At 43.4% G+C, this 24,790-nt stretch carries 19 protein-coding genes and 1 pseudogene; 8 read left to right on the top strand and 12 right to left on the bottom strand.

Annotated elements, in window-relative coordinates; genetic code table 11:
- Nucleotides 1–449: 449 nt before the first annotated feature.
- Together tgt and RID53_RS28180 are read right to left on the bottom strand one after the other, a co-directional pair.
- Nucleotides 450–1,574 carry a tRNA guanosine(34) transglycosylase Tgt gene (gene tgt, locus RID53_RS28185; protein ID WP_446391247.1) on the bottom strand — a complete coding sequence of 375 codons (1,125 nt, stop codon included), beginning with the start codon at nucleotides 1,572–1,574 and terminating at the stop codon, nucleotides 450–452.
- 63 nt (nucleotides 1,575–1,637) lie between these two features.
- Complete coding sequence (locus RID53_RS28180) at nucleotides 1,638–2,090, bottom strand: hypothetical protein (protein WP_006102097.1); 453 nt, start codon at nucleotides 2,088–2,090, stop codon at nucleotides 1,638–1,640.
- A 394-nt stretch (nucleotides 2,091–2,484) separates the two neighbouring features.
- Here RID53_RS28180 and cobS point away from each other — a divergent pair, with 394 nt between their 5' ends.
- On the top strand, nucleotides 2,485–3,276 hold the full coding sequence (gene cobS, locus RID53_RS28175) for an adenosylcobinamide-GDP ribazoletransferase (protein ID WP_446391246.1): 792 nt from the start codon (nucleotides 2,485–2,487) through the stop codon (nucleotides 3,274–3,276).
- Nucleotides 3,277–3,354: 78 nt separating this feature from the next.
- Here the strand turns inward: cobS and RID53_RS28170 are convergent, their stop codons facing one another.
- From RID53_RS28170 to RID53_RS28155, 4 genes are all read right to left on the bottom strand, one after another.
- Nucleotides 3,355–4,257 (bottom strand): GT-D fold domain-containing protein, encoded by a 903-nt coding sequence (locus RID53_RS28170; protein WP_446391245.1) that lies wholly within the window; start codon nucleotides 4,255–4,257, stop codon nucleotides 3,355–3,357.
- Between the two features lie 50 nt (nucleotides 4,258–4,307).
- Nucleotides 4,308–5,102 (bottom strand): DUF3153 domain-containing protein, encoded by a 795-nt coding sequence (locus RID53_RS28165; RefSeq protein ID WP_446391244.1) that lies wholly within the window; start codon nucleotides 5,100–5,102, stop codon nucleotides 4,308–4,310.
- A gap of 172 nt (nucleotides 5,103–5,274) precedes the next feature.
- Nucleotides 5,275–6,579 (bottom strand): TldD/PmbA family protein, encoded by a 1,305-nt coding sequence (locus RID53_RS28160; RefSeq protein ID WP_446391243.1) that lies wholly within the window; start codon nucleotides 6,577–6,579, stop codon nucleotides 5,275–5,277.
- A 37-nt stretch (nucleotides 6,580–6,616) separates the two neighbouring features.
- Nucleotides 6,617–7,453 carry a WecB/TagA/CpsF family glycosyltransferase gene (locus RID53_RS28155; protein WP_446391242.1) on the bottom strand — a complete coding sequence of 279 codons (837 nt, stop codon included), beginning with the start codon at nucleotides 7,451–7,453 and terminating at the stop codon, nucleotides 6,617–6,619.
- Between the two features lie 890 nt (nucleotides 7,454–8,343).
- Here RID53_RS28155 and RID53_RS28150 point away from each other — a divergent pair.
- The 4 genes from RID53_RS28150 to RID53_RS28135 all read left to right on the top strand — a co-directional run bounded on the left by RID53_RS28150 (nucleotide 8,344) and on the right by RID53_RS28135 (nucleotide 14,308).
- Nucleotides 8,344–11,181 carry a DUF4114 domain-containing protein gene (locus tag RID53_RS28150; RefSeq protein WP_446391241.1) on the top strand — a complete coding sequence of 946 codons (2,838 nt, stop codon included), beginning with the start codon at nucleotides 8,344–8,346 and terminating at the stop codon, nucleotides 11,179–11,181.
- 107 nt (nucleotides 11,182–11,288) lie between these two features.
- Nucleotides 11,289–12,512, top strand: coding sequence for a glycosyltransferase family 4 protein (locus RID53_RS28145; protein ID WP_446391240.1), 1,224 nt, complete (start codon nucleotides 11,289–11,291; stop codon nucleotides 12,510–12,512).
- 24 nt (nucleotides 12,513–12,536) lie between these two features.
- The gene (locus tag RID53_RS28140; protein WP_446391239.1) at nucleotides 12,537–13,574 is read left to right on the top strand and encodes an exostosin domain-containing protein; all 1,038 of its coding nucleotides are present in this window, start codon (nucleotides 12,537–12,539) and stop codon (nucleotides 13,572–13,574) included.
- 35 nt (nucleotides 13,575–13,609) lie between these two features.
- Nucleotides 13,610–14,308, top strand: coding sequence for a sulfotransferase family 2 domain-containing protein (locus RID53_RS28135; RefSeq protein ID WP_446391238.1), 699 nt, complete (start codon nucleotides 13,610–13,612; stop codon nucleotides 14,306–14,308).
- Between the two features lie 55 nt (nucleotides 14,309–14,363).
- Here the strand turns inward: RID53_RS28135 and RID53_RS28130 are convergent, their stop codons facing one another.
- From RID53_RS28130 to RID53_RS28120, 3 genes are all read right to left on the bottom strand, one after another.
- Nucleotides 14,364–15,515 carry a glycosyltransferase family 4 protein gene (locus RID53_RS28130; RefSeq protein ID WP_446391237.1) on the bottom strand — a complete coding sequence of 384 codons (1,152 nt, stop codon included), beginning with the start codon at nucleotides 15,513–15,515 and terminating at the stop codon, nucleotides 14,364–14,366.
- A gap of 92 nt (nucleotides 15,516–15,607) precedes the next feature.
- A complete protein-coding gene (locus tag RID53_RS28125) occupies nucleotides 15,608–16,375 on the bottom strand; it encodes an FkbM family methyltransferase (protein WP_446391236.1) in 768 nt (255 codons plus the stop codon).
- A 66-nt stretch (nucleotides 16,376–16,441) separates the two neighbouring features.
- Nucleotides 16,442–17,320, bottom strand: a complete 879-nt coding sequence (locus RID53_RS28120) for a glycosyltransferase family 2 protein (protein ID WP_446391235.1) — start codon at nucleotides 17,318–17,320, stop codon at nucleotides 16,442–16,444.
- A 217-nt stretch (nucleotides 17,321–17,537) separates the two neighbouring features.
- Here RID53_RS28120 and RID53_RS28115 point away from each other — a divergent pair, with 217 nt between their 5' ends.
- On the top strand, nucleotides 17,538–18,365 hold the full coding sequence (locus RID53_RS28115) for a glycosyltransferase family 2 protein (protein ID WP_446391234.1): 828 nt from the start codon (nucleotides 17,538–17,540) through the stop codon (nucleotides 18,363–18,365).
- Between the two features lie 178 nt (nucleotides 18,366–18,543).
- Here the strand turns inward: RID53_RS28115 and RID53_RS28110 are convergent, their stop codons facing one another.
- The 3 genes from RID53_RS28110 to RID53_RS28100 all read right to left on the bottom strand — a co-directional run bounded on the left by RID53_RS28110 (nucleotide 18,544) and on the right by RID53_RS28100 (nucleotide 22,542).
- On the bottom strand, nucleotides 18,544–19,740 hold the full coding sequence (locus RID53_RS28110) for a hypothetical protein (RefSeq protein WP_446391233.1): 1,197 nt from the start codon (nucleotides 19,738–19,740) through the stop codon (nucleotides 18,544–18,546).
- Nucleotides 19,737–21,077, bottom strand: a complete 1,341-nt coding sequence (locus RID53_RS28105) for a flippase (RefSeq protein WP_446391232.1) — start codon at nucleotides 21,075–21,077, stop codon at nucleotides 19,737–19,739. The genes RID53_RS28110 and RID53_RS28105 overlap by 4 nt, the downstream gene beginning before the upstream one ends.
- A 61-nt stretch (nucleotides 21,078–21,138) precedes the next feature.
- Nucleotides 21,139–22,542, bottom strand: coding sequence for an O-antigen ligase family protein (locus tag RID53_RS28100; RefSeq protein ID WP_446391231.1), 1,404 nt, complete (start codon nucleotides 22,540–22,542; stop codon nucleotides 21,139–21,141).
- A 175-nt stretch (nucleotides 22,543–22,717) separates the two neighbouring features.
- Here RID53_RS28100 and RID53_RS28095 point away from each other — a divergent pair, with 175 nt between their 5' ends.
- Entirely contained in the window at nucleotides 22,718–24,103 is a 1,386-nt protein-coding gene (locus tag RID53_RS28095; RefSeq protein ID WP_446391230.1) for a polysaccharide biosynthesis/export family protein, read from the top strand.
- A gap of 205 nt (nucleotides 24,104–24,308) precedes the next feature.
- Nucleotides 24,309–24,570 (top strand): annotated as a pseudogene (locus RID53_RS28090) (IS630 transposase-related protein); the annotation flags it as partial.
- Nucleotides 24,571–24,790 lie beyond the last annotated feature (220 nt).

The following is a 24,790-nucleotide window of genomic DNA, read 5'->3' as shown; positions in this document are numbered from 1 at the left end:
GCCCTATATAGGCAGCTCTAATAAATAGCCTGGGCACACTCGCCGATATGACTTGATTCCCTTTCCCACATACTTGGTTACGGCGAGCGCACCCAGGCTGATTAATAAACTCAACACAGACCTCATAGTCTAAAGTCCAGTGATTTGTATTTCCCGCCCTCTACTTGGCGTTGAAGAAACTGCTCAAGTTCTGGAGTTAAAGACACATTCATTGACTTTACCCTATATCGTGTTAATGATCTTCCTATTCTAGTTCTAGAACTAAAATTCCAAACGCTGCGCCGCCCGTCGTTTCGCCTCCTCCCCCCGGCGGTAATACTTTGCGGTGGTGACCGGACTAGTGCAAGAAGGCAGAAATAACTAGCTAATATCTCCCCCAGCTTCCCCAGCTTCCCCAGCTTCCCCAGCTTCCCCAGCTTCATCGTATCTACGAAGCTGCTCAAGTATTTTCATGCCCGCTGCACTAGCCATCGGGCAAAATCTGTGGTAAAAGTATCCCGTAAAATCGCCTCTCGAATACTTTGGGTAAAGCGAATTAACTCTGTCACATTATGCAGGGAGATTAACATAAAGCCCAAAACTTCCCGCGATCGCACCAGATGACTTAAGTAGGCGCGGCTAAAATTCTGACAGCAATAACAGGGACAAGTCGAATCCAACGCCGTAAAATCCTCCCGAAACCGAGCATTTTTCAAATTCCAGCGTTCCCCCTGAACCAACGCCGCCCCATGACGCCCTAAGCGCGTGGGAATCACACAATCAAATAAATCCACACCTGATGCGATCGCGCGTGCCATTTCTCGATATGTCCCCACCCCCATCAGATAACGTGGCTTATCAACGGGTAAATACGGTGCCGTCGCCGCCACGATGTCATGGATCAAGTCCACCGGTTCCCCCACACTCACCCCACCAATGGCATACCCCGGTAAATCCAAAGACACCAACGACTCAGCCGCCTGACGACGCAAATCCAGATACACACCGCCCTGAACGATACCAAATAAAGCTTGCTGATCCGCACGAGTGTGAGCATTGATACAGCGCTTCAGCCAGCGATCTGTTCGTTCCAATGATGCCTCAATCTCCGCCCGACTCGCTGGATACGGCGGGCATTCATCAAATGCCATAATAATGTCCGCCCCTAGCGCATTTTGGATAGCAATAGACCGTTCTGGGGTGAGATTAATTAACCGTCCATCCCGAGGCGAACGAAAAACCACACCCTCTTCGCTAATTTGTCGCAATTTACTTAAGCTAAAAACTTGAAAGCCGCCCGAATCCGTCAAAATTGGGCGCTGCCAACCCATGAAGTGATGCAGTCCTCCCGCTTGCCGAACAATCGCTTCTCCGGGTTGTAAGTGCAGATGATAGGTATTGGCAAGAATAATGTGGGCTTGTGCTGCTTCTAACTGGGCAGGAGTTAGAGTTTTGACCGTTGCCAAAGTACCCACGGGCATAAACCGGGGCGTTTCAATCAGACCATGGGGACTGTGCAGTAATCCGGCGCGTGCCTTGGTTTGGCTGCACCATGCCTGACATTGAAAGGAAAATGAATTGTATGTTTGAGCCAATGCGGTTAAGGTTTCGTGATCATGCTTTGATTATTGTGGCTGATCATCTCTTTTATTTGCGGATTAGAACGGACATTCCCCCTCATCATCAATTTGTACATCCCACCGGGCATTGAGTACCTGGGTAACCATGGCTTCCAGGGCTTCGGCGTTGAGGGTTTCCACCGATTGCTCATGTAAAGGGTTGGATAAGGGAATCAGCCTTAGCCGACGGTTATCCTGGACTAAATCGAAATAAGCCTGCTTTTCCGGCGTCTGATGCAGTTGCAAGTAATCAAAACTCTGGACATTGATGTAGATAGCTTGATTCGCAATCAGGGTAGAACGGCGGGAATCGGCAAAGACTTCCAGCACATATCCTTCTCCCTCACTTTGCTTGTTGCTATCGATGGTGTGAATATAGCGGACGCGACCCAAATCAGTGAGTAGGCGTCCCATGTCCTGCTTATTGATAATAATGCCCGTATCAATGATACAAGGAGCGGGAAGTCGGCGTGGAGGTTGATGATAACTCATGGGTAAAGCCTATGATGCATAAGGGGCTGATATTGCCTTGCAAAGAGTATTGGCATTCGTGTAAAACCCGACTGAAAAACCTAATGCTTCGATTTTAGCGACTGCCCAGCTAAAGGCAAGTCAGAAGCTATGACAATCAAGAATCAGAAATTCATCCACGGGCTCGTGCCAGTGGATTATTATCTGAAATACTTGAGTGTTACGGGTATTACAGTAGGGTTACTAAACCATACTATCCCAATATTCACCCGCTATTCATCGGACAATATACGTAAATTTCTGTGTAGTGAACTATGAACCCAAATCCTGAGCCACGCAATATCTCTGTGACACCTGTATCCCCGTGCTTCCGGGCTTACCTGCACCTGTGTCCCTCTAAATTAGATTATTCTCCATGAAGGGGTTTAGAGTGCAATCGATGTGGCAAGCGGTGCAAAAGTCCTGGCAGTCTTGGTTGGGTGCTATCACCTTTTATACTTGTATCCCCATTCCCATGAGTTGGGGATTAGACTTTGAGCGCATTGCCCGTTGGGCACCTGTCGTAGGACTATTTATTGGCGTTCTATTAGCCATGCTAGACGCTCTGTTGCAACACTGGGGTATGCCCCACTTGACCCGGAGTGGGATTATCGTGGTGAGTTGGGTAGCACTAACCGGAGGACTACATCTAGATGGCGTGATGGATACGGCAGATGGCTTAGGTGTACAAGATCCGAAGCGACGACTGGAGGTGATGGCAGATAGCGTTACTGGGGCGTTTGGGGCGATGGCAGCGATCGCGCTACTCTTACTAAAAATGGCGGCGCTTACGGATATTGAGACTCATCGCTGGTTTGCCTTGATTAGTGTAGCCGGATGGGGGCGCTGGGGACAAGTCGTGGCGATTTCGATTTATCCGTACCTCAAACCCACAGGAAAAGGCGCATTTCATCAACCAGGGATTCGGGTGCCGATTGATAGTCTGTGGGGGGCATTTTTACTCTTGGGGGTATGTGGATTACCTTTAATCGTGAATAGAGGTAGTCTGGTGCTAGCGATAATTAGCGCCGGAGGAGGATGTGCGATCGCGCTTTTGATCGGGTTCTGGTTTTACCGCCAGTTGGGAGGACATACAGGGGATACTTATGGGGCAGTGGTGGAATGGACGGAAGCCTTATTGCTCTGTTTACTGACAATATTTTTGTGATTGATAACCCTATTGAACCTGGGACAAAAGCTTATACATGGATACGGATACAACGGTCTTTTTGGGCTGAATTAGAGTCTACCAATATTCAGAAGTTCTTACTTTAGTGAGGTTTTCAGGTGTTTCTTGCTTTGAGGGACGAATCCAATAGTCATTGTAAAACTTTTGCCCAATTTCATGATTATCCCAACGTCCTCCCTTTATGCCAAATAAAATTTGAGTGGCTCCACCAAGATGTATACCAACTTTACCCATTTTTTTTGCGTGAGCAACAAGGGGAAGAGAATACGCTCCCGCACCTACGATAAGGGCATCAAACTCTTTTTGCTCCATTTCATTTTTCATGTAATTTAGCGCTTCAATCCAACTATCAAACTCTGATTTAACGATAGAATCTGACAAAGGAGCTTTAATTGTATTTAACTCAAATACAGGAAGGCAATCTTTATTTACCCATATTTTACTTCTGTTTTTATATTGTTTTTCTATACTTTCCGCAAAAGGATGAATGACTAATATTTTTTTGTTTTCTAAATATCTACTCCAAGGATCTTCATGATAGTAAGGTTCTAATGCCTTTAGATCTATTGCTTTTGCTTTAATTGCATAGTTTTTAATTATATTAGCTTCTCCATAATTGAACCACGCTGCTAGAAGATCAAGGTCTTTTATAGCATCTATGAATTGGACACAAAATGTTTCAATTATTTTATTATTTTTTGGAAAAACACCTGAATAACTATACAAAAATTGACATGATTTTGATGAAGAATTTATTTCACCTTGACTTAAAAATTCGCGGATAACTTGGTTTTCTGTCGCTCCTATTTTACCAATAGCTGATGGAGTTTGCTTTTTCAGTAGCTGACCGATTAATTTATTTCCATCAGTCATCGTTAATATAGTAATATTTCTATAGCTAATTTTTTTATATAAAAAGCCTCTTAATTTCATGACTTGGCTTTTGAAGGGAAATTTCATAACATTCTTTCCTTTTAAATTATATCTATTTTAAATCAATTGTTGACATCTTATGCTTTTGTTACCCCAAATGATTTATACTTCACATAAAAACCTCCTAAAATCAACAGCACAATCGCAATCGTTCCAATACCCAGAGGACTAGGAACCCAATATACCACAGTTAGGCTGTTAAGTTGACCCGGAATCAGAGTCCACACAAGCTGATGTCCATCCTCATAAATCTGGGGCGTAATCGTATTATTCCCTAAATCAAGAATGTTTGCCCCCCAAGGAGTCTGTAAACTAAACTGCAAATCCAACAGCGAACCCGGACTAACGATTACACTCCCCTTTGCCGAAAGCACGGCTAGCGATCGCAAATCTAGTTCATAGTTTAACTGATTCCGTTGCACCACAAAAAAGCTACGTTGATCCAAACTTAACGTCGAGTCAAGACTGGGTAAATCAACAGTTCCCCTATCCTTAGCCTTCCTAGCCGTTGGGTTGACTGGATTGAAAAATTGGTTAAATTTGGTGGTTAATTCCTGCCCATTACTAAATGGAATTGTGACTACCAGCGTTTGCGGAGAACGGCGCGTCGTTTTTCCGTGGAGTTCCTTAGCACGTCGTTCAATACTTTTGAGCCATTCAGTTGCTTGAGCATTACTAAAACTTCTCAGTTGTTCTCCCAAGCGGATTTGCTGCACAATCGCGCCGTGGTTTTCATCCTTGACGTTGACTAAAACATCATATTTAACGCAGCCAGATAGGAGTAATGACACCAGCAGGACAACCCCAATCATCCGTAGGCGACTGAGAACTGAACGAACGACCAAAAATTTATTTATCAATCCTGGCTTCACCAAATTTACTCCTTATTATCGTATTTTTGCTGTATTCCTGGGAATACCAGTACAGTTATTATAGGATTTCACCACTATTTTAATTCATTCTTTTTATTATTAATAAGGGCGGGTTTTGTTGATAGATTATCGGTGTGGATCACCATTAAACGGCTAAACCCGCCCCTACAACTTACTTTTTACTTTTTACACTTAACTTTTCAAATAACAGACAAGGTAGATAAGCGCTTCCCCCAACCCATTCGGGTGACACTCCTAAATCGACTAGACTTTTAAACGCCTCAAAAATGCTACCCGCTACCATAGTATTTTTAACCCGACCCACGATTTCCCCATTCTCGACTTTGTAACCTAAATCCAGATTCACGGAAAACTCCCCAGCTAGCTGATTCGATTGACCGGCACCCAACACTTGATCAACAATCAGCCCTTCTTTCATCCCAGCAATTAAATCCGGCATGGCTGTCTTTCCTGGAATCATGCACAGATTCACCAAATCGGGTATGGGACGAGATAACCCACTCCGGAAACCATTCCCACTGGGTTGACATCCCCCTCGCGCCGCCCAACGTCGATCCCAGTAAAATTGCTTAACACTACCATTTTCAATTAATACTTTTCTTTGGGTAGGTGTTCCTTCATCATCAAACGGACAAGCGGAAGCACCGATACTGGGGTCTTCAAATAAGGTTAAACGTGGATCAAAGAGTTGTTCACCTACTTTATCCGCTAAAGGAGACGCCTTTTGTACCACAGCTTGCCCAGAAAGAATTGTATCAAACAAGCGCCCAATGGTACTGGCTACTGCTCTGGGTGTAAATAGAACCGGAAACGTTCCACTGCTGATCGTCGCCTGTCGCTCTGCCCGTTTATACTTTAGCAGCAAGTCTTGCAGGATGCGATCGCAATCCGGATACCCATCCCGCTGAATATCATAGCTATAAGCCTGAAGAAAGTCTTCTCCCTTAACTAAGTTCCCTGAGAGACTAGCACTCAGGATTTGGCGGCTACGTTGTGTCCAAACGTTACTCGTGGTAGCAATTTTCACCGAACTCGAGCGAATGTGAAACCCGACATCCACCAATATATCTGGGTTATAAGCATGAACCTGCTCAATTAACCCTTGTCCCACCTCAACCAATTCTTGGGTGGGCGGGGGCTGAAAATCGCTGGTCGGTGTCGTCAGTTGTACATCCCTAGCCAACTCAAACTCGACGGGAGCGCCAATTTCAGACGTTTGTATCGCAGCGGACACCAATTCGTCTAGGCGACTCAAATCAGTAGAACTGGCAAATCCCAGACGTCCATCACATACAAGTCGCAGCGCTATTCCCTCACGGGCTTTGGTTTGCAGGGATTTTAAACGATTATTTTCAAAGGTAATGGGTGTATCTTGACTAGACAAATAGTAAACCTCAGCCGCTTCTGCCTGCTGAGTGGCTTGATTTAAAATCCGCTCCAGCGTTGAATCACTCAATGATAATCTCTCACTTTATCGAGTTGCCTTTCTCTTTTCATATAATATGAAAGGTTGGGTAGTCAATTCGATTATGCTTTTTTTGGCGGGGCAAAACTTTGAAAAACTGCAAAGTGACCAGAACCAGATAAAGCGGATTGATTAATAGGTAGCGCTTCCAAAGGCGAACGGGTTCTTGCATAAATCGATAGAGCCATTCTAAACCGAACGTTTGCATTAAAATTGGGGCTTCGTGAACTTGACCCGCATGCATATCAAACGCAGCACCGACACAGAGTATAGGACAATCCAAGCGATGGCGATGAGTAAACGCCCACTCTTCTTGCTTTGGACATCCTAAGCCGACAAAAAGGATACCTGCTCCCGATTGGCGAATGGTTTGCACGTACTCCGCATCTTCCTCTGGAGTTAATGCTCGAAATGGTGGAGAGATTGCGCCAGCGATTTTCAAGTTAGGGTATTTTTGAGTCAGCTTGACTTGCAATTGCTCTAATATAGCGTCGGTTGAACCATAGAGAAAAATACTCACACCTTCAGCCGCTGCTTGTTCGCACACCCTTAACATAAGTTCAGGTCCCCGGACGCGATCTCGCAGATATTTTTCCCCCGATTTGCGAAACAGATTCAGCGCCCAGCGTACAGGTTGACCATCTGGGGTGACTACAGTAAAGTGGTTCAGGCGATAGCCATGACCTTGGGGGTCAAGATAACCACGCATCATGCTATGCACATCTGTCGCCGCTACTGTACAAGATTGATGCTGTTTGGCGTTTTGAATGATCAGATCGGTACATTCCTCATAGCTTGTCCGATGCACGCCAATTCCGATGACACTGGTTTGACTGGGAGACACTGGTAATGTTTGAGTATTCATTCCTATTTCCTCATAGCTGCCCAAGCAGGGTTTCGCATTTTTATCGCCCGAAGTCCCAAAACCTTGTTTCTGTAGACCTGGAGTGAGCCAGACGCACGGTCAACGGCTTTTTAGGTTGTCCTCATCTCGCTCCTCGCTCAGTCTGGGGAGTTAGGTGTGAAACTATTTTGGGTTGGAGACTAAAATCCTTTATGGGAAGCAATTTACTGTGAATTGCTCAGTCATGTCAATAGTTGTACATAGATTGAAATGTAAATCAACCAATTGCGAGTCTTTATGTAAAGTCTCTTTACAAATATTTGTTAAGAGAGTCAACCGTTCCATCTGTAATAAGTAGTCGGACAAAAGAAAACGGTACTATATTAAATTTTGTAAATCGCCCTCAAACCTTTACTGTTCCCTGTTCCCTAATCTCAACCGTTAACTTTAATTGTGTCCACCCACTTATGACTAATCCAAGTTAACTTCTTCCTTTTGGGTGAGGGCAAGGCAGATGGCAGATGATAAAAGGGTTGGTCAAATCTACTGTGAAGTTTTCATGAAGATACGACAGGCTGTTTATGAAGAGTCTGTAAAGAGTCTATTTTTGGGTAGACAGTAGTTGATTAAATTCAGTAGTTTTACTACAGACAGAGAAAATATACTTACAGGGTTCAGTCTAGCGATTAAAGTTTTAACAAGTCCCTCGACTTGAAACATGATCTAAGTCAACTCGGTGACACTGTTTAGTTCGCATCATTGTTCATGGATTATGAGCTGTAATCCGAGTTTGATGATGTATTAACACGGTGACACCCTGTATAAAATCCCCTGACCTAGATCAACGTTGAGTTCAACGTTCTGGGCGAGGGATAGATTTAATCTCGCAAAAAACGGGTGCATGCTAAATTATGACTACCATTACGGTTACAAGCGCTGCTGACAGTGGAGCGGGTTCTCTGAGAGCTGCGATCGCGCAAGCCCAGGCAGGAGATACAATTCAATTTGACTCTAGTCTGGCCAACCAAACTATTACTCTAACCAGCGGTCAACTAGAAATTAATAAAGATATAATTATTGATGGCGAAAATGCCCCCGGTTTAACTATCAGTGGAAATAAAACATCCCGCGCTTTTTTGATAAAGGGTAATTCATTTAGTGATTTTCTTGATGTTACTCTACGGAATTTTACCATCGCAAATGGCAAAACTAGTGGAGTCGATAAAGAGCTGGCAGGCGCTGGAATTTGGACAGCAAGTGGTACAAAACTCACGGTAGAGAATAGCCTATTTAAAAACAACCACGTTCAGGATTATGGAGGAGGTGCTATCTTTAGCGGGTGGCGCAGTACAACTGTTGTAATTAACAGTAAATTTGAGGAAAATAGTGCATTAGGTAACGAAGATCGGGGTGGCGGTGCGATTACGATTGATACCGAAAGCTCTCTTACTGTTATCGGTAGTGAGTTTGTTGATAACAAGTCAATTAGAGGTGGTGCAATTAATGTTCCTCTCGGCACTCTAAAAGTAGAAGACTCGACTTTTATCGATAACCAAGCAACTTTAGGTGGGGCAATTTACAACCTTTTAGGAGGTCTGAACGTCAAAAACTCCACTTTCTTTCAAAACAGCACAACGGGTGACGGTGGGGCAATTTTCACGGATGGGGCTTCCCTTAAAGATGATGGTCAAACTTCTGGCACTATCGAGATTCGTCATAGTCGGTTCGATCGTAATACGGCTGTCGGTGGTGGCGGTGGACTTTTTCTATTTGTTTATGATGCCGACAAAGTTATCCTGGAAGATAGTACAATTATTAATAACCAGGTTACAACAAGTGTCAACGGATTCGCCGCTGGTGGTGGCGTCCGGCAAGACCGAGGTGAGTTTATCGTCCGTAATACTACCTTTGCCAACAATCGAGTCATCGCGTTGGCGGAGTACCCTTCATTGGGTCAAGGTGGGGGTTTGTGGGTAGGAGATACTGAGCGAGTTACGATTGACAATAGTACCTTTTACGGGAACCGAGCAGAAGCAACTAATGGTAAAGGGGGTATTGGTGGAGCAATTCGTTTATCCAATGATCCTTATCCCACATCCATTACCAACACCACCATTGCCAATAATTACGCTGGGTTTCAAGGTGCAGGATTTTGGGCAGAAGAGTCAGCAAATGTCACACTGGCAAATACCCTGGTTGCCGATAACTTTGCAGACAATGACGGTGAGGATTTAAAGGTTAATCACCACACGAATATTACGTTCAAAGATGGGGGCGGAAATTTCCAATCAATAGAACCCGCTCCTAGTGACACTAAAATTACTCCGGGTGTTACGGTCATTGACCCTGAACTGGGGAAATTTATAGATAATAGGGGTACGGTGCAAACACCACCCTTACCCGGTAATCCAGATGTAACAGCCGGGGCTGGAATTAGCCTTCCTAGAGGTACATTTCCTACAGATCCAAGTGACTTAATTGTTACAGCAATTTCAGATACAGAAATTGAACTAACGTGGGCAGATCGGAGTAATAATGAAACAGGGTTCAAAATAGAGCGATCGCGCGACCAAGAGAATTGGACTGTCTTAACCACAACAGCGGCTGATGTTACCCGTTACCGGGATACTGACTTAACAGCGAACACACAATACTACTATCGCCTTAGGGCAATTAACGAAATTGGGGCGTCCTCTGCTACTTTCGCCCAGGTAACCACGGATAACATAACCAACCCTCAACCCATCCAGGAACCTGCGCTGAGTCGGACATCCGAGGATATTTTCCAGATCGCAGGAGACTCGGATGCGGTTCAACTTCAATTTAATTTAACGGGAAGTGACACGGATACACTTAATGAAGTTGGAATTTTTTTGGTGGATGATGAGTCGGGTTATATTAACGGTATCGCTCCTGGGGAAACTGGGTATCTGGAAGCAGCACTCAGCCAATCCCAAGTTATTTTCTCAGTGCTTCCCGGACATCAGTTTCCTGATTTGAGCTTCACCCGTCAATTTGGGGTGGATGGGGGTCAGGACTTTGGGTTTTACCTGGTTAAAGAGAGTACCACCGATACAGTACGGGCTGAGTTGGCGGCTGGAGGTACTCCTGATAATATATTTTTTGGCTTGACCTCTGCCAATGGGGATCAGTTTGACCCTGTACAGGTATCAGAATTGGGAGATGATGGTTATCAGCTAGCGTGGGAAGATGGGGACGATGGAGACTTTGATGACTTAGTTTTCACGGTTCAACTCACGGAGACTGATTCAGGAATCGGAACTCTGTTACAAGGAGGACAAGAAGGGGAAATTATTGATTTACGGGATCACGTAACAGGTATGGTTCCAGCTCAGTTTGGCGTAAATAGTGACGCGGATTATGACAATAGCTTTGGATTTTATGCGATCGATGACCCGAATGGTCGCATTGGGGATTTGCTTCCCGGTGATCCCGGTTATGCTGAGGTGGCGGTTCGTCAGCGGTTGGACACAGATGCAGGACTCCCGGCTGGGAAAATCCTTGCCCCGTTTATCATCGCTGATGGTACAGCCGAGGAATTTTTGGCAGAAAATCCCCATAATCAGAGTGGTGAAGACGTGATGGCTTATTTTGCCTTTATCGGAGCTAACGCGGATGGGGTAGACCACGTCCGCTTGCTGGGGGATAATACCATTGGGTTCGAGGATCAACTGGGTGGGGGCGATCTCGACTATAATGATTTATTGGTTCAGGTAAATTTTGTTTAAAAACTATAGGGACTTTAGCAGAAAGACTTACAATTAAATCTCTCGAATAATAGTCTGTAAATTACATTGGGAAGTCTCTTAAGTTTTTCCAAAGAGGTACTCCACTGATGAAAATTTTAGTATCTGCCTATGCCTGCGAACCCGGTTGCGGTTCCGAGGAAGGAGTGGGTTGGAATATGGCACTAGCACTCGCGAAGTACCATGAGACTTGGGTGCTAACCCGAACGATTTTCCGCGCTCCTATTGAGGCAGAACTTACTCGTAACCCCATCCAAAACCTGCATTTTATATATTTCGATCCCTTGAATTGGACTGAAGATTGGAGAGGCAGGCAAGGGGCAGTTCAACTGCACTACTATCTATGGCAGATTCAAGCTTATTTTGTGGCGCGTCCGTTGCATAAGCAAATTAATTTTGATTTGGTACATCATGTTACATACGTCAAGTTTTGGTCTCCAAGCTTCCTAGCGCTGTTGCCAATTCCCTTCATTTGGGGACCTGTGGGCGGTGGTGAACAAGCACCTAAGCCCTTCTGGCATGATTTTAGTGGTTGGGGAAAGGTTTACGAAACCCTGCGAGACTTAGCTCAACGGCTAGGTGAGCAAGATCCATTTACTCGGATTACGGCTCAGCGAAGTATCTTAGCTCAGGCGACAACGGAGGAAACTGCTAAACGTCTGTTGAGATTAGGCGCGACCAATGTGCAGGTGTTTTCCGAAACGGGGTTATCTAAGCCAGAGCTAGCCCGCCTAGAACAGTGTCCAATCCCAGAGAATTCTCCCATGAGATTTATTAGCATGGGTCGGCTTTTACACTGGAAAGGCTATCATCTAGCAGTACGTGCCTTTGCCAAGGCAGAATTATCAGCGGCTGAGTACTGGCTGCTAGGAGATGGACCTGAACGAGAACGGCTACAAGCTCTGGCTGAAAAGCTAGGGGTGGCTTCCCAAGTCAAATTCTGGGGAAAGCTACCGCGTGAGCAATTGATGGATAAGTTAGGACAATGCCATGTCTTAGTTCACCCGAGCCTACACGATTCTGGAGGATGGACGTGCTTGGAAGGAATGGCGGCTGGACGACCGGTGATTTGCTTGAATTTGGGTGGACCTGCCACTCAGGTTACCCAGGAAACAGGTATTAAGGTGTCAGCCTCTGATCCCCAAGAAACTGTAAAGGGTTTAGCTGAGGCAATGACACGTTTAGCGGGTGATTCCGAGTTACGAGTTCGGCTAGGACAAGCCGGTCAAAAGCGCGTCAAGGAGGTTTATGATTGGGAGGTTAAAGCAGAAATTTGGGTTCAGCTTTATCAGAACGTTGTAGCACAAAAGTAACCCATTGATAGCAATGCAATAGTTATGGAACGGAAACTTAAACTGACCACGCTGGGTCTTGAACTGGCACGAGCGGATAGATGGCCCCATGGATGCCCAATTCTCAAGGCATGGCGTGGTGCTTATTCTCCAGCGTTTAATCAGGTGGTTCAAGAGACATTTGAAATTGTTGAGGATGAAGAGGCTGACGCATTTCTACTACCATCGAATGTGACGTTCTATTCCCCTAAGCAACTCCAGCAGATTGGCGCAATAGTGTCTATGCTACAATTACCGTCAATTGGCTTTGATATCAGCCATGAGCGGCGAAAACCGAAGTGGCTGGACTATATTATCCGATTTTCTTGGTATCGTTCACTTCAAGAACCAGGGGTGATTATTAGTCCGGCATTTCTGGGGGGGGACGGGTTTGATCTGATGGCGGAATTGGGTATCCGCGACTGGCAACCTATGGAAAAGGAACCTCTGCCAACGGTGAGTTTTTGTGGTCGCGAGGGGGGAACATTAGGACTTGCCATCTGGAGAATGATGCCCAAGAGTTTGACTCGGCGTATGGCAACTAATTTTTTCTGTAGCACAACTCGCGGTATCCGGATGACCTGTTGTCACCCACTACGAACCGATACGATGCAAGTTGTAGAAAAAGATTCTCGCATTAAAGCGGATTTTATCGGGCGAAAGCATGAGGGAATGAGTCCTAACGTACAAGGAAACTTGCGTCAGCAATTCCTGGACAATTTGATGGGTAATGCCTATGCTCTCTGCGTTCGCGGCACGGATAATTATAGTTGGCGATTCTATGAGGCGCTTTCTTTAGGTAAGATCCCGATACTTATTGATACAGACTCTATGTTGCCTTTGGAAGAAGAGATTCCCTGGGATCAGTTGATTGTTCGAGTCCCTTCTACCCGTTTGCCGGAGTTGCCTGAGCGGTTGATGGAATGGCATTCTCGGCTTTCTCCGTCTGAATTTCGCGACTTGCAGCGAGAGTTGCGGTCACTTTTTGAGCGGCTAACGCCAGCACAGTTTTATCCGCAGCTATTTCGGAAAATGTTACAGTGACAACTTTCAGACACTCCTATAAGTACAGTAGACCCATGGTTAAGATAAATAAATATTTGAAAACGGTATCATTTAACGTGAGAAAAGCATGGGAGGCAAGAATTCCGAAAGGTATCGTTTGTCGCCCCTACAAGTTTATCTACTTTCCGGTTCCGAAAGCAGCTTGTACCAGTCTCAAGCAAGTAATTGCTGATCTTTGTGGACTTGAGCATAAGTTTGATCCTAACTTTATCGATTTTGAATGGGTTTCAGGTCAACGGTTAAATGAATTTCCTGATTATTTCCGGTTCACTGTGGTTCGTAATCCTTGGGATCGATTGGCTTCATGTTATGGAAATAAAATAAAATCTGCTAATAATCCTTTTCCCTCTACCTTTGATCGCTATAATCAAGTTTTACAGGTGAAAATTTTTTATCCGGAAATGCCCTTCGACCAATTTGTGAAAAGGGTGGTACTAATTCCGGATGTATTATCGGATGAGCATTTTCGTTCTCAAAAAAGACTTGTCTGTGATCCGAAGGGGCGTTTATTGGTACATAAAGTTGCTAAATTAGAAAATTTAAATGAAGATTTAACTGAAATTTTCAAAACATTGCAGTTGCCAAGTATCAAGATGCCCCATCTTAATCAAACAAGTTCCCGTAGATATAAAGATTATTACGATGATCAGCTGCGGGATTTAGTAGCACGCCGTTATCGCTCGGATATAGAAATGTTTGGCTATACGTGGTGATGATTACTTGATGAATTGATAACAAGATTTGACGGAGTAAATTGTTGGCACCCCCTTAATGGTTCAAGGCAAAAGACGTCACCTCTACCAAGAACTTAGCCGCAGCTTCTGGATTATGCTGGGCAATAAACTGCTGTGATTGTTGACCCATTGAGACAATCAAGTCTGGATTATTCATAAAACGTCTCATCTGTTCAGCTAATTCTTCCGGATGATAGGGGTCAAAGATATAACCATTGTCTCCTTCCAGAACAAGTTCAGATGAACCCGCCCATTTAGAACACAAGATAACGTTACCAAAAGCCATGGCTTCTAGCAAAACTACCCCCCAGATATCCTCTAAAGTGGGAAAAACGAATACATCGGCTTGACGGAAATAAGCACCCAAGCGGTCATAATTTCCCCAACCTACCCAGTGTACAGAATCGGTTAACCCCTGAGTTTGACTATAGGCTTCTAGTTCTTCCCGTTGTTCTCCATCACCTACGATGAGCAACGTATATTTTTGATAGCCCTGCTGCTTGAGCATCGTGCAAGCCTGTAAGAGCAACTGAAGTCCTTTGCGGGGGATGACTTTGCCCACAAACAGAAAAATGGGATGCTGTAACTCGGGTTTAGGTTCTGAGTCCTCTTCTTGACATCCCAGTAAGGTTTTGACATCCGGTACTTGGTAAGGTCGAGCAAAAACCCGTTGTTCTTCAGCACCTAAGACTTTGGTCAGATAATTTTTGCCACCACTCGTATTTGTGATGAAGGCATCCGCGAAGCGAACCATTGCGCTTCGCAGAATTAAACGGGATCTGGAATTGATATAGTCTATGGTTGGGGAACTGCCATCGTAAACAATAACAACCTTCCACATTCCTAAGGGTTTAAATAGTAGAGCGAGGAGCGTCCAGAGAGAAAAACCACTAACAAAGATGACATGAGGTCGAAACTTGAGCAGATAACCGAGAATTTTAGGAGATACAACAATTAACCCGGGACTGTAACCAGCACATTGAGTTGTGGGGACAAATTGCGTTTTTCCCACAACTTCAACGGTAAATGTTCCTTCAAATCCTGGAACAAATCCTTCCCAATATCCCGTATAAATGGTAGTTTTTGGAAACGTTTTTGAGAATTCTTTAAACAACGGCTGCCAGTAATTTTGTCTTTCCATGGACGGAAGCAGCCAAGCGACACGAATATTTGCCCTACTGTTCACTTTTAATTACTCCAATATTCAGTCACCTAAACCACATTAAATAAAAAAAGCTACAAATCTTGTGTAGAGACGTAGTCGGCTACGTCTCTAGTTCATATATTCATTTTTTTACGTTGTTCTTTTGTGGCATAGAAATGGGATTGCCTAAATCGTCCATTTTCCTTAACAAATGCCATATCGACTTGAGCCAGTGCGCCATCAAGGGGACGAACGCAATTGCCAAAAATATCATAGACCACAAATTCCTGGCTTTTCATATAAGTTACAATTTCGTAAAATTGGGGACTATTAACCATGAATTCAAAAAGAGACACTTCCAGGATAATCAGTTCTGTCTCTTGCAGTACATTTTTTGCCCCTTCTAGCACGTCTAGTTCTGCTCCCTGAACGTCTAGTTTAATCAGATAGGAGCCTTTTAAATTCTTTTCGGAACATAAATCATCAAGGGTTACCATGGGGACTTCACGGGGAACTCCATCAGCATCACTGCCTTCCATTTCTTTGAGGATCGATGATCCCTGTATGCCTGGGTGAACGTTGATGATAATGCTTCCAGGACTTTTGCCAGCAGCGGCGATGACGTATTGGGCTTTGTATTTCTGGCAGATATCTTGGAGGAATCCTTCACACTCGGCTACGGGTTCGACGAGGAGATGGTTAGCTTGGGGAAATTTTTCGTACAGTTCAAATGTGCCATAAGCGACACCGACATCAATGACGGTTTTGGGTTGGAAGTCGAGAGATTTGACGTGATCAAGAACTCCCGCTAGGGACGTTCTCACTCGGCGGCGCGGGATGTCAAAGCCAAGGGGTTTGAAGGTGTTGTAAGCAATTTTTTTCAAAATCTCTCGCGTTCTCATTCTGGGACTCCATGGTTGAAAAAGTAGTGGTAAAATATTAGTTTTTGCTCAAGCGTCTCTGAGTTGTCATGTTTTATTATCCTCGGCAGCACCAAAGATTGAAATTGAAACCAATCTGACATAAGGGAGTATCCAAAAGAAAAACCACAACCGATTAGCATGGCGCTGGCAAAACACCTTTGATTCGGCGGGTGGAAACCCTTTGATTTGATTGGCTTTTTGCCATCGCTGTCTCAGGGTTAATTCGGGGGCTAACCAGGCATGGGCTTGGGGAGGGTTAGTTTGACATTTTCCGGTATATCCCGGGGCTACCCAAACAGTACACCCTTGTTGTTGAGCCCGCAAGCCGTAATCAATGTCGCCAATGCTATGGGTAAAGGCAGGATTTAGATTGCCAACGGCTTGGACAACGGAACGGGGGATTAAGACACAGTTACCATTCATGGTGTCAACGGGTTGAGGATCTTTACCGGGTTCTACAAGCTTATATTTGAAGGGATGCCACCAGCTATTTCGCGCTAAACCACCATAGGTGAGTTTCCCGGTTTCGGGATGTGCCATAGAACCAACGACAATCGCCTTGTCCTCCCCTTGTGCGGCTAGATGGTGAGAGGTAGTGAGTAAGGAAGCGATCGCCTCTGGGTAAAGTACGGTATCATCGTTGAGCCAGAGGTAGTAGTCGTAGTCGTGTTTGAGTGCCTCAGCAAAGGCTTTGTGCATACCTCTGTTCCAATAGAGGTTTCCATCCCCTGGGAGAATCTTAACCTGAGGATAAGTTTGTCGCACTGCCTCAGTTGTACCGTCGGTGCTGCCATCATCGACTAAATATACATCCAGGATGACTTCAGCCGGGAGTACCTGGTTAAACAAGGCGTCTAGACAAGCTAAGGTTTTGGGTTTACGGTTATGGCAAGTGATCAGGATGGCAGTGCGATCGCGGTTCATATTCTAGATTGAGATGAACGAGTGGATACCCAGTGTAAGTTTGGGTTGGAATTTGGTTGGAGGTTCTCACCCGTGACAAGGAAATAACCAAGTGATGTATAATTTTTTATGTTATACGAAAATGATTCAATATAGGTGACTTTGTGATTTTTTTTACTTGCCCAGTCACAAAATTTGCCAAATCAAAAAAAACAACTAGATTAAGGAAGCCTCTAAAATGCCCAATATTAGCTGTATTATTGTCAGTTACAATAATGAAATACTTTTGAAGGATGCTATTACTAGCGTAATTGATCAGACTTTGCCAATAGCTGAAATTATTATTGCAGATGATTGTTCAACAGATAACTCAAGAGCTTTAATTGCGTCCTTTGCTCATAAGTACCCCCAAATTTGCCCTATCTATAGGGAAAAGAATATTGGAGTGGCAGCCAACAGAGACTTAGCCATTAGAGCAGCTAAAAGTGAATTAATTACAACACTGGATGGAGATGATTGGTACTCTTCACAAAAAATAGAGCGTGAGTTCCTAGCAATGAAAAATAATTCCAAAATCGTGGCTTTTTCGGACGTTTATCTTGCACATCAAGACATAATATATAGTCGTGTTTTAGATCTGTCAGAGTTGGCGAGTTTGCAGAGAAGAGAAAGGTTACGTTGGATGGTTAATAATGTAGTAAAGATACCTAGAGATATGTTACTCCCCAAAAAACTCTATTTAGATGTTGGGGGTATACGAGATAGTTTTGCTACTTATGAAGATTGGGATTTTAAAATACGGCTAGCGGCATCTTCCAATCAATGGGTGCATTCGGGTATCGTAGGTAGTAATTATCGTCAGACTGAATTTGGGCTATCTAAAATGGGTTTACTCAAGCATTTTCAAGATCAGTGCAAGGTACTAATAGCAAATCATGAACTACTCAAAGAGCATCTTAGTGAGCATGAGTTTTTGCTGGCTGTTTCCGAAGTTCTTATGAGAGCAGGACGTTCCTTTTTTGGTATTCGTAGCAAATTAAGGAAATTACGCAACTTAAAACTTTGAATTCATCAAGATAAATAGATTGCACTTTATCTACTGCCGAAAAAAATTATCATCATCATTCATTAGTTGGTTCAAATAAATTTGACTAAAGCCTCTGATGTTAAAGGGGAAATTAAAAAAAAAATTAAACTGATTCTACTATAAAAATTGCTTTAAACATGACAAAAATGAGGGAATTTTATTGAGGCTTATCAGCAGTCATATTCAAGACAAAATTCCAGTATTCTATAATCATAGATGAAGCTATGTCGGCTAACTTTCTAATGCTGGTTTCAATGGGCAGATATCGATAGCGAAAGGAAGCCAGCCTAGAATCATTTTCTTGATAGAGGATATCTTGAGCAAAGTTACCCCAGCGCGGTGGCATCAAATCTAGTGTCATACCCGCATGAGCAGATGGTAGCAGCATATTGGAGCCATGAACACCGATAACTAAACGACTTTCTGAGTAAAGTTTACACATTTGCTTCTCTATTTTTTCGTCAAATTTATCAATTCTTACGTCTTCTATCCATTTAGGGAATTGAGTCTGTGTACCTAGTCCTGCAACCACAAATTTTGCTTCAGAAACCTGTAACCTAATTTTCTTAAATAAGCGTTTTACCCGCCAATTTTGGATCAATAATCCCAGGTGAAGTATTCTTAGTTTTCTGATGAGTCGGAAAAAAGACATACTACACCATGGACGATCCTCACGCCAAATAAATGTTATCTTAATGTCTTTTTGTTCAAAGCGATGCTTTTCTACTCCCGTAAACTGAGTAATATCAAACTGACAAGGATGGGAATATGCCTTGCTAATATAAATCTTATCAAATCGTTTCAATTCTTCATTGACAAACTCAGCAAAGCTAGGATAGTAACATTGTCCCTTTTTAAGAGGGATTGGCACTGTCCACACTTCAGCAACGCCTTCGGGAACCATCCATCTCAGGAATTGGGGAATTATAATGATTAAGCCGGAATCCGAATGATGATCTAAATGCCTCTGAGCATTAAGCAACTTGAGTAAACAATGTCCGTACAGATAGTCAATGCAGTTTAAAATAATAACTTCATGACAAACCCGAAAAACGTCTTTAGAAATGTTCAGCCTTTCAAGTTCAGGATTTTGAATAGATTTCAATAGGTGTGTTGCTAAACCGACTTGATTCGTTTCATACCCAAACAAAGATCCTTTCATGTAATCAATTTGATAAGGCTTGTGAATAGCATGACTAACGCGGAGACTTTCCAGTAGTTCCGTCTGACATTCAACACATTTAGAGTTAACCATAACGTGCATTCCCATAAAGTATACTTGAATAGGTTTGAGAGGACTTTGACAATAGGGACAAATTGACGGGTGTTGAATAATAGGTTTAATTTCAATCATCGGATCAACTCCATTAATCTTGAAGCACCTTTATAAAAGTTGAAAGAGCGGAAAATCATTTTGCCAACTAATCTTAGTTCGCTAAAATAAAAATTCATAATCACAATTACTATAAAATAAGTAATAAGTGTAGCTAAAGTAGCGCCAATTGCTCCAAATTTTGGAATTAATATCCAGTTAATTACAATATTTATTAATGCTCCTACACCACTTAAATAAAGAGAGTATTGTAAGATACTCTCTACAGCAAGATAAACGCTTCTGGCTAGCCCAAAATTGCTACCAAACTGTGCCCAGACATACAGAGATAAAATAGAAGCTGAAGGCGCATAAGATTGACCATACAGTATCCCAACTAAGTAAGGCGATAATAAAGAAACTGGTATAGCTATTAATATCCATAACCATGCCATAGCATCAAAGTAAATTTGCATTTTTTCAATATATTCATCTGGATTTTTTTGCTTCAAAGTTGAAAATTTTGGAAATACTGACTGATAAATAATCATCGGCATAAAATCAAATATTTCCGATAGCTTTACCGCCACTGAATAATATCCCAATTGAGTTGTATCAGACAATAAAGATCCTAGCATTACTTGATCAATTTTGGAATAGATATAAACAGCTAATCCCGAAAAAACCAGGGGCCAACTTTCCCGCAGTAAAATTTTTGCTCGTTGAAAACTCCATCGCCATCTTTTTAGATGATTACCGTTGATATAATAAGCAATAACCATTGCCAGCCCCCTTAAAGCAGACTCAGCTAAACTTGCCCAGGCAAAGGCAACCACAGTCATTTGTAGCCGAATCAATACAATTCTTAACACGGCATAGACAGCCGACACTAAGTTGTTAGCAACAACAATATATTTGGCTTTGAGTTGCGACTGGAACCAATAGTCAATGGTTTTAAATGCTTGAAGTATCGTGCTAGTGGCAACAATACCAACTAACCAGCGAGTTAGGTAATCATTTGGTTTGAGCAGAGAAATGATTCCGACCGTTAATAGGAGAGTTGTGATACCCCCCATTAACCGAATGACAAAAGCAGTTCCAAGAGTTTCCTCTTTACAAGAAGGATCACGAGAAATATCACGAATGACAAGGGTACCTAGCCCTAATTCGGCAATCGCACGAAACAGGGAGACAAAGGTAAAAGCATAGGTGAGAAGTCCATAGCTTTGGGGTTGTAGGTAACGCGCCACCCAAATGCCTACTACCAAACCCAGTCCCATTTGGAATATCTTATCCACCAGCAACCAAGAGGTATTGGCAATAACCTGACGCAAGCCGGGACTAAGTTTTTGAATGAATGCTGCTAGCCTATTGAACATTAGTGGTTTACACCCGCTAAAAAATGATCAGACCTAAAAAAGAATAGATTTGCTATTATCCTTACTCTCGGGTACTTGTTCTAGTGAATGGTGATGTTGACTTACGCACAATAGGTTTTTGAATGTTAAAATTGCTACTGGTGTTATCCAGGGTATTCAGGCTCAATCGCGTTGCCATAAAAACATACAGAATCCAAGGCATAGAAATATAATTTACACCCGATTCGGTCACGTTAGTCATAATGATATAGGTGAAAATTAGCAAGGGCAATACTGATTCTGGGTCTTGACTCCGAGTTAGATGCAGCACTCCATAATAAATACTTATTAGTAAGGAAACAATAAAGATTGCCAATCCTATCCACCCCACCTCTAGAGCAATCTCTAAATAACCATTGTGGCTTTCCTCGGGCATAAACCCATCGAATTCAGGAAGTCTGAGCATAAGTGCTGGGTTATCAATTCCTCGCCAAAATTGCCAAAAACCTTCGTATCCATAGCCAAATAAAGGATGCTTATTTACCGCTTTTATAACTTCTCGCCAAATGTAAGTTCGTCCTGTTAATGTCATATCTTTGTCCAGTTTTTCAACGATCAGATACTCTGCATTTTCACTGATTAAAATAACTAGGCTAATTCCTATTGCTAGAAAAATCCCCATAGAAGCAAACGCTAAACGGGGAGGTAACTGCCTGATAAAACGAAGAAAAACCAATAAGAAAATTAATATAACTAACAAAACTTTAGCCATTCCACTGTTGGATTGTAGAGAGCAAAAAACGGCTAAAGCAGACAAGGTCAAAAACAAAGTCTTATACCGGGGAACACGAATGGATTGCAAATACAATAAAATGGCTGCTAAATCCATGGTAAAACCAAAAATATTTTTATGAATATAAATTCCTTTCCAATTAGCCTCTCTACCAAAAAACAAACTTAGAGATAGGGCAATAATATGATGCCAAAGCAATAAATCAAACACCCCTTTCATACTATATTGTTTTCCTACATAGATAAAGCAAGCCGTGACAATAAGTAAAACAATAGTAGCTTTAAATGTATGCTCTGGTGTTGCTGACAAAATAGACGCGATTAATCTAAGCAAAAGAAAAATACAAAAAAATGGATTTGCTTTTAAAAGGCTAATTAAAACAGCAATATAGGAGCTTAAAGTATAGCGAAATCTAGGCAAAAGCAACACTAAAAAAGGGGCATAGAAACTCAATGTCATCAGAATGTAAGGGAGTCGTTGTCCAGGTACATAAAATGCTGAAGGATGAAATCTGCCTGTGAAGTTTATCGACATACCACTGATAATCAGCATCGATGAAATAATGAAAAATTTTTCAATTGTTTTAGCCCATTTAAGATTATGACTAATGAGTTGATAACTAACTATAAAATAAACAATTGATGCTAAAAAAAGTAAAGTGAAAACCAAAGGATGTAAAATCAACTGTTTCATTGACAAACCTTCATTTATATTTTAGTTAAAACGTAAGACTTGAACAATTATAACTCTTGGCAAGATAAAATTAATAATAGTCACAGTCCCAGGAGCGAGATGACCTATGGTTGGTATACCTCTACAACGAACGCCGTCAGTTTTGACAAGTCTACTCTTTTCAATACCACTTATCATGACGTCCTTGTCTCCTAGTATCGCTCAGTTACCAAATTTTGAAGATCAGGCACTCCCAGAATCGCCAGTCAACTCAGTACCCTCTGAGTCAGCTTACACCTTAGGCGGTGGCGATCGCATTCGCCTGGATATTCTGGAAGTTCCCCAGTATAGCGGAGAATACCAGATTCCACCAGGGGGTTCCCTTTCCCTACCTCTCGTGGGTAGCGTGTTTGTGGAAGGGCTTACCTTAGAACAAGCGACTCAGACTATATCCAATCAGTACGCTCGCTTCCTGAAACGTCCCCTCGTTACCGTTATTCTCCTAGCGCCTCGTCCCATCACTGTTTCTGTTTCCGGGGAAGTTAATCGTCCTGGCTACTACGCCTTAGTGCAAACAGGAGGCGGCGGATTTTCCACCGGACCGCGACAGGCAACCTTGACCCAGGCATTGGCAGAAGCTGGGGGAGTAACGCTGTCCGCTGATATTCGCCAGGTTCAGATTCGTCGTCCCCAAAGCCGAGGTGCTGAGCAAGTGTTCACCGTCAATCTTTGGCAACTCGTGCAGACTGGCAATCTACGTCAAAATCTGGTGTTACGCGATGGAGATGCTATTTTTGTCCCCACCTCAACTCAAGTCAATCTCCAAGAAGCGCGACAAATCGCAGCAACTGCATTCGCGCCTGCGCCTGATACTCCTCGTACTGTTGCAGTGGTTGGTGAAGTCAACCGTCCCGGTACCTATACCATCTCTGGAGAAAATCCCAATCGGTCTGAACAAACCCTTGGTTTCCCTACGGTAACCTTGGCAATCCAGGAAGCGGGGGGTATTAAACCTATGGCAGATATTCGCCAGATTCAGATCCGTCGCGTGACTAAAACGGGTATTGAGCAAATTATTTCGGTAAATTTGTGGCAACTTCTACAGGCAGGCGATTTCAATCAAGACGCCGTTATCCAAGAAGGAGATACAATTATAGTACCCACGGCTACCGATGTCAGTCCGGCAGAGGCAACGGAATTAGCGACGGCTAACTTTGCCCCCGATACCATTCAGGTGAGTGTGGTTGGAGAAGTGACCGAACCGGGAATTGTGGACGTGCCCCCCAATACCCCTTTAAATCAAGCGATCTTGGCAGCTGGTGGATTTGACCAAAGTCGAGCCCGGAAAAGTTCTGTGGAGCTGATTCGGCTCAACCCTGATGGCACTGTTGCTAAACGTACTGTGCCAATTGATTTTGCCCAAGGGATCAATGAGTCAAGCAATCCCGTACTCCGCGATAATGACATTATTGTGGTGGGTCGCTCTGGAATCGCCAAGGTGGGAGATACTATCGGAACAGCGTTATCGCCCGTCGATCGAATCTTCGGATTATTCAGACTTTTTGATTTCTTTGGATTCTGAAACCCTCAGTCAATATATGCAGGAAGTATGTCAGGTTTGACATAATGTTTACCCTAACCCACTCCGCGATAATGACATTATTGTGGTGGGTCGCTCTGGGATCGCTAAAGTTGGGATACTCTGGACACAGTATTATAGCAACCGCCAAGGCGGTTAGGACGTAGACTGGTATGTGTTATCGTAATCGGCTCTCCTTTGCTCTGCCATGCCTAAACCCTACAGTTACGACTTGCGTCAGAAAGTGATCCAAGCGATCGAGTTGGATGGACTCAAAAAACACGAAGCGAGTGAACTATTCAATATAAGCCGCAACACGATCAACCTGTGGTTGAAGCGCAAAGCCGAAACGGGAGACTTTCAGGCATTGCCCAACCGCCCCCCAGGCAACAACCATAAAATTACAGACTGGGAGAAGTTTCGGGCGTTTGCTCTCGTCTCATGGAGATAAAACCCAGGTGCGGACTGCCCGCCGCGCCGTTATTTGTCTTATGCTGGAAACTATTAACTTTTATTGGCGAGTGCGGGCAGCGGGAAATCGAGCGCAGCGGTCTGAAAGTCCTTTACTCAAGTATCAATCAATAATTTTTCACTCATAGAATCTCGCTTGTAAGCGTTACAGTAAAACTGCCTAAGGATTGTCACCTGATCGCACTGTTTCTGTTAGCTCACAACTTTTGGTCTTGCCCA

The sequence above is a fragment of the Coleofasciculus sp. B1-GNL1-01 genome (assembly GCF_040220235.1).
Lineage (GTDB): Bacteria > Cyanobacteriota > Cyanobacteriia > Cyanobacteriales > Coleofasciculaceae > Coleofasciculus.
The sequence above is the reverse complement of the archived record's forward strand: the minus strand, read 5'-3'. Positions and strand labels throughout refer to the sequence as shown.

Bases quoted from the DNA above. Each gene is read 5' to 3' on its own strand.
- RID53_RS28180 (WP_006102097.1), bottom strand. From the start codon at position 2,090: ATGAGTTATCATCAACCTCCACGCCGACTTCCCGCTCCTTGTATCATT.
- cobS (WP_446391246.1), top strand. From the start codon at position 2,485: ATGAAGGGGTTTAGAGTGCAATCGATGTGGCAAGCGGTGCAAAAGTCC.
- RID53_RS28170 (WP_446391245.1), bottom strand. From the start codon at position 4,257: ATGAAATTTCCCTTCAAAAGCCAAGTCATGAAATTAAGAGGCTTTTTA.
- RID53_RS28155 (WP_446391242.1), bottom strand. From the start codon at position 7,453: ATGAATACTCAAACATTACCAGTGTCTCCCAGTCAAACCAGTGTCATC.
- RID53_RS28150 (WP_446391241.1), top strand. From the start codon at position 8,344: ATGACTACCATTACGGTTACAAGCGCTGCTGACAGTGGAGCGGGTTCT.
- RID53_RS28145 (WP_446391240.1), top strand. From the start codon at position 11,289: ATGAAAATTTTAGTATCTGCCTATGCCTGCGAACCCGGTTGCGGTTCC.
- RID53_RS28140 (WP_446391239.1), top strand. From the start codon at position 12,537: ATGGAACGGAAACTTAAACTGACCACGCTGGGTCTTGAACTGGCACGA.
- RID53_RS28135 (WP_446391238.1), top strand. From the start codon at position 13,610: ATGGTTAAGATAAATAAATATTTGAAAACGGTATCATTTAACGTGAGA.
- RID53_RS28125 (WP_446391236.1), bottom strand. From the start codon at position 16,375: ATGAGAACGCGAGAGATTTTGAAAAAAATTGCTTACAACACCTTCAAA.
- RID53_RS28120 (WP_446391235.1), bottom strand. From the start codon at position 17,320: ATGAACCGCGATCGCACTGCCATCCTGATCACTTGCCATAACCGTAAA.
- RID53_RS28115 (WP_446391234.1), top strand. From the start codon at position 17,538: ATGCCCAATATTAGCTGTATTATTGTCAGTTACAATAATGAAATACTT.
- RID53_RS28110 (WP_446391233.1), bottom strand. From the start codon at position 19,740: ATGATTGAAATTAAACCTATTATTCAACACCCGTCAATTTGTCCCTAT.
- RID53_RS28105 (WP_446391232.1), bottom strand. From the start codon at position 21,077: ATGTTCAATAGGCTAGCAGCATTCATTCAAAAACTTAGTCCCGGCTTG.
- RID53_RS28100 (WP_446391231.1), bottom strand. From the start codon at position 22,542: ATGAAACAGTTGATTTTACATCCTTTGGTTTTCACTTTACTTTTTTTA.
- RID53_RS28095 (WP_446391230.1), top strand. From the start codon at position 22,718: ATGACGTCCTTGTCTCCTAGTATCGCTCAGTTACCAAATTTTGAAGAT.